The organism is Reyranella sp. GW821-FHT12G01 (genome assembly GCF_058806575.1).
The window spans coordinates 860,616-873,854 of sequence record NZ_JBXAPV010000002.1 but is presented as its reverse complement, the minus strand read 5'-3'; the positions used below and the strand labels follow the sequence as shown (position 1 = coordinate 873,854).

Here is a 13,239-nt window from a genome sequence, read left to right as displayed (position 1 = left end):
GCCACGTCTCTATTTCTTTTCGATATTCCAGAAGACGGGGATGGGACTCGTCACGACGCCGCTCAGCCGGTCTGAACGCGTCGCGGTCGGCAAGGTGTACTGGCCGAGCGGGACGTGCGTGCCGTAGGTGATGGCGCGGGCCTGCAGATCGGCTGCGATCTTCTTGCGGCTCTCCAGGTCGGGAGCGCGCGCGAAAGCGTCGCGCAGCTTCTCGACCTCGGCGTCGCAAGGCCAGCCGAAATTGGCCTTGTCGCACGAGGCGGTGAGCATGCTGTTGGTCAGCGGGTTCATCATGTCGACCGACAGCCACGAGGTCATGAAGCCGTTCCAGCCGCCATCCTGCGGCGGCGTCTTGCGCAGGCGGCGCGAGACGATGGCCTGGAAGTCGAGCGGCACCATCTGGACCTTGAAGCCGCCCTTCTCGAGCAGGTCCTTGGCGATCGGCCCGGCATTGGTGAGCACGGCGATGTCGGTCGTGTGCAGCATCACGATCGGCGTGCCGTCGTAGCCCGCTTCCTTCAGGAGCTCCTTCGACTTGGCGAAGTTGCCGCGCACCAGGCCTTCCATGCCGGCGTTGCTTTCGAGCGGCGTGCCGCAGACGAACATGGCGTCGCAGGTCTGGTAATATTTCTCGTCGCCGATCACGCCCTGCAGGAAGGCCTTCTGGTCGAACGCATACTCGGCGGCGCGGCGCACCTTCTCATTGTCGAACGGCGGGACGACGGTGTTCCAGCGGAAGACGTACTGCGCGCCGATCTTGTTGTAGACCTCAAGCTTCACGTTCTTGTCGGCCTGCAGCAGCGACTTCAGGTCGTGCGGCGGCGCCTCGATGTAGTCGATCTCGCCGGCCAGCAGCGCGTTCACCGCCGTCTGGTGATCGGGAATGGCCAGCCACTCGACGCGATCGACCTTGGCGATCTTGCCGCCGGCCAGGCCCGAGGCGGGTTCGGCGCGCGGCTTGTAGTCGGGGTTCTTCACATAGACGGTCTTCTCGCCCGGCTTCCATTCGTCGGCCTTGAAGACGAACGGGCCGGAACCGACGATCTCGCTGATCTGCTTGGCTGGATCGGTGTCGGCGAGGCGCTTGGGCATCATCAGCGGCGTCGAGCCGCCGGGCTTAGCCAGCGAATCGATGACCAGGCCGTAGGGCTCCTTCAGCACGATCTTGAAAGTCTTGTCGTTCACCGGCTCAAAGGACGAGACGAAGCTCAAAAGCTTCACGCCGGTCGAATCGCGCGCGCCCCAGCGCTTCAGCGAGGCGATGCAGTCCTCCGAGGTGACGGGCTTGCCGTCATGCCACTTGAGACCGTCGCGCAGCGTGAAGGTATAGGTGAGCTTGTCGTCGCTGACCGTCCAGGTGTCGACCATCTGGGGCTGCGGCTGCAGCTTCTCGTCCATCGCGAACAGCGTGTCCCAGACCATGTAGCCGTGGTTGCGCACGATGTTGGCGGTGGTCCAGATCGGGTCGAGGACTTTCAGGTCCGAATGCATCACCGCCTTGATCGTCTTCGTCTGGGCGAAGGCAGGGGAGGCGAGCAGCAGCGCGACGGCGGAACCGGCCGCCAGCAGGGTACGCAAATGCATCGGGATCAGGCCTGCCAGCGCGAGGTGGCGCGCTCGCCCGGCGCGATCTCGGCTTCCGACGGCACCGGCACCTTTTGCATGTGGCCGTAGCGCTGGGCGGCGAACCACAGCGCATAGTCGCCAAACTTGATCGGCGGATACTTGGCCGGCTTCTCGGCCGACTGGCACGAGGGCAGGCACTCGATCATCGTGTCGTGGTCGGGATCGCAGAAGAACGGAATGGCGTAGCGCAGCTGGCCCGAGACGTTGCGCACGCGATGCGGCGTCGACAGGAACCGCTCGTTGCTCCAGCGATGGAGGATGTCGCCGCCGTTCACGACATAGGCATCCTCGAGGCCCGGCGCGTCCATCCATCGACCGTCGGGCAGCAGGATCGACAGGCCCTGCACCTTGTTGGGAGGCAGCAGGGTCATGAAGCCCGAGTCCGTGTGCGGCACCAGGCTCTCGACGCTTTCGTCGTTGCCGTCGATCTGGGGATAGCGCGACATGCGCAGGATCATGTGCGGCTTGGCGAAACAGGCGTCGAAGTAGGTCTCCGGCAGGTCGAGCGCCAGCGCGTAGAGCCGCACCAGCTTCTGGCAGAGCTTCTCGAGCGTCGCGATGTATTCCAGCGTCGTCTCGCGGAAGCCCGGCAGATCGGCTGGCCACTTGTTCGGCGCATGGAAGCGGCGGCCGGAGATCACGTCGGGATCGCTGGCGTCGCGCTCGCGGCGCAGGAAGTAGGCTTCGTTCTGGCTGGGCTTCTTGCCCTGCGCGGCGGCATTGGGCGGCGCCTTCTGGGCGATCGGCATGTAGCCGATATTGTGCTCGTCGACCTTGACCGCGAGTTTGGCGTCCATCGGCTGGGCGTGGAAGCGGGCGGCGGCGGCATAGGTGTCGTCGATCAGCTGCCGCGGCACGCCATGGCCCGCGAGATAGTAGAAGCCGACATTCTCGAAGGCGTAGCGCAGCTCGGCGGCGGCCTTTTCGGCGGCGCCCGGCACGCCCGCCAGGTAATCCGCGACGTCGATCAGCGGGATTTCGCCACCGACCAGGGGCGGGGCGACGGACTGGTGGCCCACAGGCTGCACGGATGATTGCATCGGTCGACCTCCCTCGAAAACGCGGCGCGAAAACTACCATGCGCGCCCGAGCCACTGCAAAAACCGAGCCGTGCCAGTTTCGCAGGAGGTGATAGAATCTGCGGGTCCGCCGCTATGTCGCGGCGCTCCCATGGAAGGTTCGACACCGTGCAGCCGATCTGGATTTCGCTCGTGGCCTGCGCGGTCATGCTCCTGGGCGCGGTGATCGGCATCCTGCTGCGGCGCATCCTGCCGGACGATCATCTCGACGAGCACGCCAAGGACATCGTGCGGATGGGATCGGGGCTGGTCGGCACGATCGCAGCCCTGGTGCTCGGCCTGCTGATCAACTCGGCGAGCGGCAGCTTCGAGGCGCAACGAAACGACGTCCGCCAGATCGCCACCGACGTCATCCTCCTCGACGATATCCTTCAGCAGTATGGGCCCGAGGCGAAGTCGGCCCGTGCCACCTTGCGGGAAGCCGTCGACGAAATGGTCGAGCGGATCTGGCGCGACCACGATTCGCGCAGCCTCGCGGTGGCCTATGGCGTGGGGACCGTCGGCGCCAAGGTCTATGCCGGCATCCACGCCCTGTCGGCCGATACGGCGGTGAAGAAGGCGTTGAAGGATCAGGCGCTGCAGATGGCGATCCCGATCTCGCAGGCGCGCCTCATGCTCTACGAGCGCTCGAAGTCGTCGCTGCCGGCGCCGATCCTGATCGTGCTGCTGTTCTGGCTCACCGTGCTGTTCACCAGCTACTGCCTGTTCTCGAGGGTCAATCCGACATCGGCCGTCGCGCTGGTGCTGGTGGCGCTCTCGGCCTCGGCGGCCTTGTTCCTGATCCTCGAAATGGGCGAGCCCTTCACGGGCTTCATGCAGATTTCGAGCTCGGCCATTCGCACCGCCCTGCCGCCGTTGGCGCCTTAGGACTGCCTCAACGCCCGCCGGATCAACTCAGGCGTCGATGTCGCGCCGAGCTTCAGCATCGCGCGGGCGCGATGGATTTCGACGGTGCGGTGGCTGATGCCAAGTGTTCGTCCGATGGATTTGTTGGCAGCACCTTCGAGCACCTGGACCAGCACCTCGGTCTCGCGCGGCGTGAGCTGGTCGAGGGCGGCCTGGGGCAGCCGCCGCAGCAGCTCGGCACCGGTGTAGGTCGTGGCCGGGAGATCGAGCGGCTTGCCGGCGATCTCGGACAATCTCAGCCGCGCCGTGCTGCCGATGATGCGGCAGGCGGTGACGACCGGCTTGCCGCTGGTGTGCGCGACCTGCTGAGCCATCTCAGCCGTGTAGCCGACCGAGTTCATCACGATCAGGTCCGCGCCCGACACGCGGTCGATCGCTTCGGTCAGGTCGGAGCTCTGGCCGCCGCCGATGGTCGCCAGCGAGCTTTTGAGCATCGTGCCGTAATCGCTCTCGCTGGCGGCCGATTGCTGGCTGGCCAGGGGAAAGATGATGCCGATCCGGGAGTTGCTGGCGGTCAGCGCGGAGATCCAGGCGTCGAGCGTATCCTGGCCGTGGATGTGCGGGGTCCGGGTCGAAAGCCGCGCGCGCATGCCGGTCATCGCCAGGATGAGAAGGTCGTAGTTGCGACCGTCGAGATCGGCGACCAGTGTCTCGACCCTGCCGGTCACGAAGCCGGCATCGACGATGACGTGACGGCCGTCGCGCAATTGCGTCGTGTAGCGCAGTTCGTCGCCGCGCGGCGCCATGCTCTCGATCAGCGCATCGGAGTCGTTGTCGAGGGCGCCGAACTCGTCGTGTTCGGCCTCGCCGAGCAGGGGACGGATTTCCTGCATCACATCGGGCCGCGGTGCCTGGCCCATGGTGATCACGGCGATGCGCGGCGTGCGCCTGGTCTCCACCTGTCTTCTCCCCATACGTGCTCGCACGTATTGATGGCTTTCCTGTTTATTCCATAGTCATGCCTGAATACGGGGCAAGATGTCATGCCGGCAGGAACTCATCGCGCGACGAAAGACGTCGTTTCGGTGGTCCCGATCTTGCAAGGCTTCGCTCCCGCGGATCCTCGTCTAACCTGACAAGAGCGACCTCGCTCGAAGTATCGGACCATGCCCCTGACCGACATCACAATAGACGACATCGAATCGCTGGCCGTCGGCGCCTGGGTCCTCGGGACCGGGGGCGGCGGCAGCCCGTATCTCGGTCTGCTGAACATGCGCGCCCTCTACAAGGAAGGCTATCGCGTCCAGCTCATGCCGTCGTCCGAACTGGCCGACGACGACTGGGTCGCGGCGGTCTCCAACATGGGTGCGCCGCTGGTCGGACAGGAGCGCCTCACCGACAGCCGCACCATCGCCCGCGCCGTCGACCTGATGGAGCGCAACACGCGCTATCGCTTTCGCGGGATCATGGCGCTGGAGATCGGCGGCGGTAACTCGATCCAGCCGCTGATGGCGGCGGCGCATCTGAAGCGGCCGGTGATCGACTCCGACATGATGGGCCGCGCCTATCCCGAAGCGCAGATGACTTCGGTCGCAGTGGGCGATCTGATGCCGTGCCCGCTCACCACCGTCGACGTGCGCGGTCTCGAATCGGTCGTGGACAAGGTGCCGACCTGGAAGTGGATGGAGCGTGTCAGCCGCAAGATCTGCGTCGAGTACGGCTCCATCGCCTCGACCTGCAAGGCGCCGCGTACCGGCGCCGAGGTGAAGAAGTGGGGCATCCACGGCACCACGACCAAGGCCATCGCCATCGGCCATGCCGTGCGCGAGGCGCAGCGCACGCACGGCGATCCGATCGCGGCCATCCTCTCGGTCGAGCCGGGCAAGGTCCTCTACAAGGGCAAGGTCATGGACGTGGAGCGCCGGGCGACCGAGGGCTTCCTGCGTGGCCGCACCCGTTTCGACGGCATGGACGAGTATCGCGGCTCGGCCATGGAGATCAATTTCCAGAACGAATGGATCGTCGCCTGGCTCGACGGCAAGCCGATCGCCATGTCGCCCGACCTGATCTGCGTGCTCGATTCAGTGTCGGGTGAGGCGGTCGGTACCGAGACCATCCGCTACGGCCAGCGGGTCACGGTGATCGCGCTGCCGCCGCCGCCGGTGTTCCTCAGCCCCAAGGGCCTGCAGCATGTCGGGCCGAAGGCGTTCGGCTACGACATCGAATTCAAGAGCGTCTTCGCTTGAGCCGACGGGACATCACCGAGGACGATATCGAATCGCTGGCCGTCGGCGCCTGGGTGCTGGGCACCGGCGGTGGCGGCAACCCGTATCTGTCGCTGCTCAACATGCGGGCGCTCTATCGCGAGGGGCGGCGTGTCCAGCTCATGCCGGCCTCGGAGCTCGGCGACGACGACTGGGTCGGCGTGATCGCCAACATGGGCGCGCCGCTGGTCGGCATCGAGCGCCTGACCGACCACCAGACCATCGCCCGCGCCGCCCGCCTGATGGAGCGCCATACGCGCCGTCGCTTCGACGCGGTGATGGGCATGGAGATCGGTGGCGGCAACGGCGTGCGGCCGCTCATGGTCGCGGCCCATCTCGGCGTCCCCGTTGTCGATTCCGACACGATGGGCCGGGCTTACCCCGAGGCGCAGATGACGTCGGTGGCGGTCGGTGGGCTAAAGCCCTGTCCGCTGACGGCGGTCGACGTGCGCGGCCTGGAGTCCATCGTCGAGACCGTGCCGACCTGGAAATGGGCCGAGCGGGTCGTGCGCAAGATCTGCGTCGAGTACGGCTCGACCGCGCCGACCTGCCAGCCGCCGCGCACCGGCGCTGAGGTGAAGAAGTGGGGCATCCACGGCACCACGACCAAGGCCATCGCCATCGGCCGCGCCGTGCGCGAGGCGCAGCGGACGCATGACGATCCGGTGGCCGCCATCCTCTCCGTCGAACCGGGCAAGCTCCTCTACAAGGGCAAGGTCGTCGACGTGGAGCGGCGCGCGACCGAAGGTTTCCTGCGCGGCGTGGTGCGGTTCGAGGGCATGGACGAGTGCCGGGGATCGGCCATGCACATCAATTTCCAGAACGAGTGGATCGTGGCGAACCGCGATGGCGAGCCGGTCGCCATGACGCCGGACCTGATCTGCGTCCTAGACTCGGTATCGGGCGAGGCGGTCGGCACGGAGACGATCCGCTACGGGCAGCGGGTCACCGTGATTGCGCTGCCTGGCCCCGACATTTTCCTCACTCCCGCTGGCTTGGCGCATGTCGGACCGCGGGCCTTTGGCTATGATCTCGAATTCAGGAGCGTGTTCGCGTCATGAGACGAATCGGTATCGATGTCGGCGGCACCAACACCGACGCTGTCCTGATCGAAGAGGGCAAGGTCGTCGGCGCGGTGAAGGCGCCGACCAGTCAGGACGTGACCACGGGCATCCTCGACTCGCTGAAGAAGCTCGGCGGCACCGGCGTGCTGAAGGGCGCCGACGGTAAGCCGAAGAAGGTCGACGGCGTGATGATCGGCACCACGCATTTCATCAATGCCGTAGTCCAGCGGCGGCATCTCACCAAGGTCGCGGCGCTGCGGCTCGGCCTGCCGTCGGGCGCTTCGCTGCCGCCGTTCTGCGACTGGCCGGAGGATCTCGCGGCGCTGGTGCGCGGTGGCGTCTGGATGGTCGAGGGCGGTCATGAATATGACGGCCGGCCCTTCATGCCGCTCGACGAGGCGGCGGTCCTGAAGGCCGCGCAGGAGATGAAGGCTGCGGGCCTGCATGCCGTCGGCATCTCCTCTGTTTTCTCGCCGCTCGATCCCACGCATGAAAAGCGAGCGGCCGAGCTTGTCGCCTCGGTGCTTCCCGACGCCGCCATCACCTGCTCGTCGGACTTGGGCCGCATCGGCCTGCTGGAGCGCGAGAACGCGGGCCTGCTGAACGCGGCGCTGGCCGACCTGTCGCGCGACACGATCGCGGCCTTCGAAAAGGCGATCCGCGATTCCGGCATCGATGCGCCGCTGTTCATCACCCAGAACGACGGCACCGTGGCCGAGGCCAGCCAGGCGCGACGCCTGCCGGTCTACAGCTTCGCCTCCGGCGCCACCAACTCGATGCGCGGTGCGGCCTATCTGTCGGGTCTCAGCGACGCGATGGTGATCGACGTCGGCGGCACCACGACCGACGTCGGCCAGCTCAAGCTCGGCTTCCCGCGCGAGGCCAATTCGGTGGTCAAGGTCGGCGGCGTGCGCACGCTGTTCCGCATGCCCGACCTGCTGTCGATCGGCCTGGGCGGCGGCAGTCATGTCGTGCTCGATCCGCTGTCCATCGGGCCCGTTTCGGTGGGCTACCGCCTGCTGACCGACGGCATCGCCTTCGGCGGCAAGCAGCTCACCACCACGGACGTGGCCATCGCTGCCGGCGTGCTGACACTCGGCGACAAGACGAAGGTCGCCCATCTCGATGCCGCAACCTGCGCCAAAGTGTTCGCCGAGGCCGCGCGCCTCGCCGAGGAAGCGATCGACCGAATGAAGACCGAGGCCGGCGACGTGCCGCTGGTCGCGGTCGGCGGCGGCGCCTTCCTGATCCCCGACAAGATGGCGGGTGTCTCGCAGGTCATCCATGTCGAGCATGGCGATTGCGCCAATGCGGTGGGTGCGGCCATCGCCCAGGTCTCGGGCGAGTGCGACCAGATCTTCAAGGACCTGACCCGCGTCCAGGCGATCGAAGCGGCGCAAGACATCGCCAATGACCGGGCCGTTGCGGCCGGCGCCGACCGTGCGACGCTTCATACGATCGAGAGCGAGGACATGCCGCTCGCCTATCTGCCCGGCAACTCCGTCCGCGTGCGCGTCCGCGTCGTGGGCGACGTTGCGGCGACTTCGTGATCGCCGCGCGATGACGAACGCCGCGCGCCCGTCGCCGATTGCCTGGCTGATCGCCCCGGCCGCGCTGCTGTTCGTCCTGTTCTTCGTGCTGCCGTTCGGTGTGATGACGGCGATGTCGTTCTATTCCGGCAATCCCGTCACCAACCCGAACGCCTTTTTAACGACGCGCCACTACGAGCGTTTCATCTTCGATCCGGCCGGCATCTTTCATGACGCGCTGTGGTCGACCCTGCGGATCGGCCTCATCACCACGATCATCGCGCTGCTGATCGGCTATCCGCTGGCGCACTGGATGGCTCGCATGCAGTCGCGGCTCGGTCATGCGCTGGTGCTGATGGCGGTGATCGCGCCGATGCTGACCGGCATCGTGGTCCGCACCTTCGCCTGGATGACGATCCTCCAGGACAAGGGCGTCATCAACACGACGCTGATGCAGTGGGGACTGATCCAGAAGCCGCTGCCGCTGATGTACAACGAGTTCGGCACCATCGTAGCGCTGGTCCATATCTACGTGCCGTTCATGGTGCTGACCCTGACCGGCGTGATCGGCCGCATCGACGAGCGGCTGGAGCAGGCGGCGCGCAGCCTGGGCGCCGGTCGCGTCCGAGCCTTCGTAGAAGTCACCTTGCCGCTCAGCCTGCCGGGCATCCTGGCCGGCTCGCTGCTGGTCTTCGCTTTGTCGATCAGTGCCTATGTCACGCCTTCGCTGATGGGCGGCACCGACGTGCTGACCTTGCCCATGCTGATCGCCCAGCAGGTCGGGACCAGCTTCAACCCGAACTTTGCGGGAGCGCTCGGCGTCATCCTGCTGCTGGTCTCGCTGGCCATCGTCGTCGCCTACAACCGCATCCTGGCCCGGCTGGCGGGCGGACAGGGGATGGCATGAGCGCCGCCCCGAACCGCCGGCCGTTCGACGCGGGCCGCGCCGCTTATCTGGCACTGAACGGGCTGCTGCTCGCCTTCCTGCTGCTGCCGATCGCCATCGTGCTGGTGTTCGCGCTCAATCCGACGCCGTACATTTCCTTCCCGCCGGTCGGTGTCAGCCTGCGCTGGTTCGAGAAGTTCTTCGGCAGTGCGGAGTTCATGAACGCGCTCTGGCTGTCGCTGTGGGTGGCAGCGGTGGTGCTGGTCCTGTCGATCGTGATCGGGGGCGCCTGCGCGCTGGCGCTGGCGCGCGGCAACCTGCCGGGGCGGGCGACGATGACTGCCTTCTTCATGTCGCCGCTGATGGTGCCGGCGATCCTGACCGGCCTGGCGCTGTTCCAGGCCTATCTCCTCTCGGGCATCGGCCGGCCGGTCTGGGGCCTGATCGCGGCGCATACGCTGGTCGCGGTGCCTTACGTCATCCGCACGACACTTGCCGTGTTGCACAATTTCGACCGCCGCATCGAGGAAGCCGCCGCCGTGCTGGGGGCGAGCCCCATCCGGGTGTTCTTCGAGGTCACCCTGCCGCTGATTCGGCCGGGCGTGTTCGCCGGCGGCGTCTTTGCCTTCATCGTGTCGTTCGACCAGTTCCCGGTCTCGCTGTTCCTCGTGGTGCCGAAGGGCGAGACCCTGCCGGTGGTGCTGTTCAACTACATGAAATTCGACCTCGACGGCGCCATCGCGGCCGCCTCGATGGTCTCGATCTTGCTCGCATTGTCGGTGGTTCTGGTGCTGGAGAGGCTGATCGGCCTCAAGGCCTACGTTAAGCTCTGATGGGAACGAACAAGGGGGTTGCCATGATTTCACGTCGCAAAGCGTTGCGTAGCGGTGCTGGCCTCGCGGCCCTGGCCACGGTCGGCGCGCCGTCGCTTCTTCATGCCCAGACCAAGACGCTCAAGATCACGACCTGGGGCGGCAAGTGGGGGGATGTGATGAAGGCCACGGTGCTGCCGGCCTTCGAGAAGGAGTTCAAGTGCACGGTGTCGGCCGACCAGGCCTTCCCGTTCCTGCCCAAGCTGCAGGTCAGCTCCAAGAGCGATCCGATCTACGACGTGCTGCACGCCAACTCGAACGAGCAGTGGAACGCCCTCACTGACGGACTGGTGATCGACAAGATCACGACCAAGGAAGTGCCCAACATTGCCGACGTCTATCCGTATGCGGTCAGCGACAAGATCGTGGGCGTCACGATCTTCACCAGCGCGATCGGCCTCGGTTACCGCACCGACAAGGGCCTGACCAAGCCGACTTCGTGGAAGGACCTTGCCGATCCCAAGTTGGCGGGTTCGCGCGGCGGCTATCTCATCCCGGTGAACAGCCTCGGGCAGGCGCACCTGATGATGCTGGGCAAGGTCTACGGCAAGGGTCTTACCGATCTCGACGCCGCCTACAAGGCGCTCGAGGCGCTGAAGCCGATCAAGCTGGTCGATTTCACCGGCCAGATGGAAAAGATGCTGCTGTCGGCCGAAGTGTCGATGGGCGTCATCCATGATTCGGGCGTCTATCGCTATGAGGGTCCGAATGCGCAGCCCGTCGACTTCGCCAGCCCCTCCGAGGGCGTGCTGGCGCTGGAGCAGGTGTTGAACGTCACGCCGGGCTCCAAGGTCAAGGAATTGGCCTTTGCCTACATCGACTACATGCTGCGGCCCGATGTGCAGAAGCTGCTGGCCGAGGCGGTGTGGTATTCGCCGGCCAACAAGAAGGTGAAGCTCGACGCCAAGTACGACGCGAAGCTGCTCACCACGCCGGAGAAGGTCGCGACGCTGATCCAGCCCGACTGGAAATGGTACAATGCGCGCCGCGAAGACATCGACGCCCGCGTCACCAAGATCCTGAAGGGCTAATGACTTCCGCTGCCATCAAGCTCGACCAGGTAACCAAGACGTTCGACGGCCGCGTGATGGCCGTCGACGCGGTCACGCTCGACATCGCCGCCGGCGAATTCTTCTCGCTGCTGGGCCCGTCGGGCTGCGGCAAGACGACGAGCCTGCGCATGATCGCGGGCTTCGAGCATCCCGACTCGGGTCGCGTCCATGTCGGCGGCAAGGACATCACCGATCTGCCGGTGCACAAGCGCGACATGGGCATGGTGTTCCAGTCCTATGCGCTGTTCCCGCATCGCACGGTGGCCGAGAACGTGGCCTTTGGCCTGCGCATGCGCGACGTGCCGAAGCCAGAGATCGAGCGGCGGGTCGCGGCGGCGCTGGCGCAGGTGGCGCTGACCGGCTTCGAGACCCGCAAGCCCGGCCAGCTTTCGGGCGGCCAGCAGCAGCGCGTGGCGCTCGCCCGCGCGCTGGTCGTCGAGCCGCCGGTGCTGCTCTGCGATGAGCCGCTGGGCGCGCTCGACCGCAAGCTGCGCCAGCAGATGCAGTTCGAGCTGAAGGAACTGCAGAAGCGACTGGGCGTCACGCTCGTTTTCGTGACGCATGACCAGGAAGAGGCGCTGGCCATGAGCGACCGCATCGCCGTGATGAACGGCGGCAAGGTCGAGCAGGTCGGCACGCCGACCGAGATCTACGAGCGGCCGCGCACGCGCTTCGTCGCGGACTTCATCGGCGAGATCAACATTCTGGAGGAGGGCGGCCGCCCGCGCGCTCTGCGCCCGGAGAAGATCCGGCTGGTCGCCACCGACGGCGCGCGCCTGGCCGGGACGGTCGAGACGGCCAACTATCTTGGCGGCTCGACGCTGTTGCGGGTGCAGCCCGCCGCCGGTCCCTCGATGCTGGTGCGCGAGACGCATGCCGGCGAACGCGCCTCGAGGATGCCGGGCGATGTGGTGGGACTTGCCTGGAACGACACCGACGCCGTCACGCTGGAGGGCTGAACCGTGAGCACCTTGGGAATTGTCACCATTGGCCAGGCGCCGCGCGACGACATCGTCGAGTTGTTTGCTGCCCAGGCGCCGGCCGGCACCAAAGTGATCCTGCGCGGTGCGCTCGACGGCCTGACCGATGCCGAGGTCGATGCCGTGCCGCCGATCAGCGGTGCCGACACGCTCTACACACGCCTGCGCGGCGGCCGCGATGTGAAGATCTCCAAGCAGGCGGTGATCGCGCGCTCGCCCGAGACGCTGGCCAAGCTGCGCGCTGACGGCTGCGACGCCATCGTCTATGCCTGCACCGGCGAATTCCCGCCGATGGAAGGCGATGCCGGCGTGCTCTTTCCGTCGCGGGTACTGAGCGGCATCGCCGAGGGTCTGCTGCCGCGCGGCCGGCTCGGCCTGCTGGTGCCGTTCGCCGAGCAGGGTGAGAAGCTCGCGACCAAGTGGGCGCGCAGCGGCGTCGCCGTCACGGTCGAGGCGCTGGTGCCGAGCGTCGGGCCGGAAGAGGCGGCGGAGGTCGCACGCAAGCTGGCGTCGACGAAGCCAGACCTCGTGGCGCTTGACTGCATGAGCTACGGGCCCGCGACCAAGGCGGCCGTGAAATCCGAAGTGAAGGTGCCGACCCTGCTGGCGATCACCGCCACCGGCCGCGTCCTGCGCGAGTTGCTCGACTGACCCTAGTTGCCGTCACCGACGGTAAAGGGAATCTCGCCGTCAAACTGCGGTTGGCCGCCGACCAGCCAGTGCAGGCTGTAGCGGCCCGGCTGCAGCGTGGGTGCGCGGGCGAACAGCACGTCGGGGGTCGATTCCAGCCGCGGATGCAGCACTTCGACGATCTTGCCGTCGCGCTTGATGGCGAGGCGGGAATCCTCGTGGTCGACCGGGCGGTTGAAGCGGACATAGAAGGCGCTGCTGCGCCCGCCGACCACCGCATCCGCCTTGGGCGCGGAGTCGAGTACCCGAAGTTCCTGGGCCTCCGCGGAGCCCGTGGCCCCAAGCAGGCCGGCCAAGCTGCATGCAAAAATGGATTGTCGCCGCGTGATCATCGTCCACGCTTCTTCGCAC

The 13,239-nt window shown here is 66.4% G+C and carries 13 protein-coding genes; 9 read left to right on the top strand and 4 right to left on the bottom strand.

The annotated features are described in order from the left end of the window. Positions 1 to 9: 9 nt before the first annotated feature. A complete protein-coding gene (locus tag AC1RP5_RS23610; RefSeq protein WP_493114755.1) occupies positions 10 to 1,584 on the bottom strand; it encodes an ABC transporter substrate-binding protein in 1,575 nt (524 codons plus the stop codon). A 5-nt stretch (positions 1,585 to 1,589) separates the two neighbouring features. Beyond that, complete coding sequence (locus AC1RP5_RS23605) at positions 1,590 to 2,666, bottom strand: isopenicillin N synthase family dioxygenase (protein ID WP_493114754.1); 1,077 nt, start codon at positions 2,664 to 2,666, stop codon at positions 1,590 to 1,592. A 114-nt stretch (positions 2,667 to 2,780) separates the two neighbouring features. Between AC1RP5_RS23605 and AC1RP5_RS23600 the strand changes: the two genes are divergently transcribed. Next, positions 2,781 to 3,572, top strand: a complete 792-nt coding sequence (locus AC1RP5_RS23600) for a bestrophin-like domain (RefSeq protein ID WP_493114753.1) — start codon at positions 2,781 to 2,783, stop codon at positions 3,570 to 3,572. Here AC1RP5_RS23600 and AC1RP5_RS23595 read toward each other — a convergent pair. Further along, positions 3,569 to 4,510 (bottom strand): AroM family protein, encoded by a 942-nt coding sequence (locus tag AC1RP5_RS23595; RefSeq protein ID WP_493114752.1) that lies wholly within the window; start codon positions 4,508 to 4,510, stop codon positions 3,569 to 3,571. The two genes, AC1RP5_RS23600 and AC1RP5_RS23595, sit on opposite strands and share 4 nt — an antisense overlap. Before the next feature lie 207 nt (positions 4,511 to 4,717). Between AC1RP5_RS23595 and AC1RP5_RS23590 the strand changes: the two genes are divergently transcribed. Genes AC1RP5_RS23590 through AC1RP5_RS23555 form a run of 8 tightly spaced genes read left to right on the top strand, consistent with a single transcriptional unit; the run spans position 4,718 to position 12,849 of the window. Then, positions 4,718 to 5,797, top strand: a complete 1,080-nt coding sequence (locus tag AC1RP5_RS23590; protein ID WP_493114751.1) for an S-methyl thiohydantoin desulfurase family protein — start codon at positions 4,718 to 4,720, stop codon at positions 5,795 to 5,797. Continuing rightward, positions 5,794 to 6,876, top strand: a complete 1,083-nt coding sequence (locus AC1RP5_RS23585; protein ID WP_493114750.1) for an S-methyl thiohydantoin desulfurase family protein — start codon at positions 5,794 to 5,796, stop codon at positions 6,874 to 6,876. Before AC1RP5_RS23590 ends, AC1RP5_RS23585 begins: the two co-directional genes overlap by 4 nt. Next, positions 6,873 to 8,429, top strand: a complete 1,557-nt coding sequence (locus AC1RP5_RS23580) for a hydantoinase/oxoprolinase N-terminal domain-containing protein (RefSeq protein WP_493114749.1) — start codon at positions 6,873 to 6,875, stop codon at positions 8,427 to 8,429. The genes AC1RP5_RS23585 and AC1RP5_RS23580 overlap by 4 nt, the downstream gene beginning before the upstream one ends. Before the next feature lie 10 nt (positions 8,430 to 8,439). Then, complete coding sequence (locus AC1RP5_RS23575; protein ID WP_493114748.1) at positions 8,440 to 9,315, top strand: ABC transporter permease; 876 nt, start codon at positions 8,440 to 8,442, stop codon at positions 9,313 to 9,315. Next, on the top strand, positions 9,312 to 10,127 hold the full coding sequence (locus AC1RP5_RS23570) for an ABC transporter permease (RefSeq protein ID WP_493114747.1): 816 nt from the start codon (positions 9,312 to 9,314) through the stop codon (positions 10,125 to 10,127). The genes AC1RP5_RS23575 and AC1RP5_RS23570 overlap by 4 nt, the downstream gene beginning before the upstream one ends. 23 nt (positions 10,128 to 10,150) lie before the next feature. Next, a complete protein-coding gene (locus tag AC1RP5_RS23565; protein WP_493114746.1) occupies positions 10,151 to 11,197 on the top strand; it encodes an extracellular solute-binding protein in 1,047 nt (348 codons plus the stop codon). Next, positions 11,197 to 12,177, top strand: coding sequence for an ABC transporter ATP-binding protein (locus AC1RP5_RS23560; protein WP_493114745.1), 981 nt, complete (start codon positions 11,197 to 11,199; stop codon positions 12,175 to 12,177). The genes AC1RP5_RS23565 and AC1RP5_RS23560 overlap by 1 nt, the downstream gene beginning before the upstream one ends. A gap of 3 nt (positions 12,178 to 12,180) precedes the next feature. Continuing rightward, entirely contained in the window at positions 12,181 to 12,849 is a 669-nt protein-coding gene (locus tag AC1RP5_RS23555) for an AroM family protein (protein ID WP_493114744.1), read from the top strand. Between the two features lie 2 nt (positions 12,850 to 12,851). On the opposite strand, the gene AC1RP5_RS23550 is transcribed toward AC1RP5_RS23555, so the two are convergent. After that, complete coding sequence (locus AC1RP5_RS23550; protein ID WP_493114743.1) at positions 12,852 to 13,220, bottom strand: copper resistance protein CopC; 369 nt, start codon at positions 13,218 to 13,220, stop codon at positions 12,852 to 12,854. Positions 13,221 to 13,239: the final 19 nt, after the last annotated feature.

Excerpts from the sequence above, each read along its gene's own strand:
- AC1RP5_RS23600 (WP_493114753.1), top strand. The coding sequence starts at position 2,781 with ATGTCGCGGCGCTCCCATGGAAGGTTCGACACCGTGCAGCCGATCTGG.
- AC1RP5_RS23590 (WP_493114751.1), top strand. The coding sequence starts at position 4,718 with ATGCCCCTGACCGACATCACAATAGACGACATCGAATCGCTGGCCGTC.
- AC1RP5_RS23575 (WP_493114748.1), top strand. The coding sequence starts at position 8,440 with ATGACGAACGCCGCGCGCCCGTCGCCGATTGCCTGGCTGATCGCCCCG.
- AC1RP5_RS23610 (WP_493114755.1), bottom strand. The coding sequence starts at position 1,584 with ATGCATTTGCGTACCCTGCTGGCGGCCGGTTCCGCCGTCGCGCTGCTG.
- AC1RP5_RS23565 (WP_493114746.1), top strand. The coding sequence starts at position 10,151 with ATGATTTCACGTCGCAAAGCGTTGCGTAGCGGTGCTGGCCTCGCGGCC.
- AC1RP5_RS23605 (WP_493114754.1), bottom strand. The coding sequence starts at position 2,666 with ATGCAATCATCCGTGCAGCCTGTGGGCCACCAGTCCGTCGCCCCGCCC.
- AC1RP5_RS23560 (WP_493114745.1), top strand. The coding sequence starts at position 11,197 with ATGACTTCCGCTGCCATCAAGCTCGACCAGGTAACCAAGACGTTCGAC.
- AC1RP5_RS23580 (WP_493114749.1), top strand. The coding sequence starts at position 6,873 with ATGAGACGAATCGGTATCGATGTCGGCGGCACCAACACCGACGCTGTC.
- AC1RP5_RS23570 (WP_493114747.1), top strand. The coding sequence starts at position 9,312 with ATGAGCGCCGCCCCGAACCGCCGGCCGTTCGACGCGGGCCGCGCCGCT.
- AC1RP5_RS23550 (WP_493114743.1), bottom strand. The coding sequence starts at position 13,220 with ATGATCACGCGGCGACAATCCATTTTTGCATGCAGCTTGGCCGGCCTG.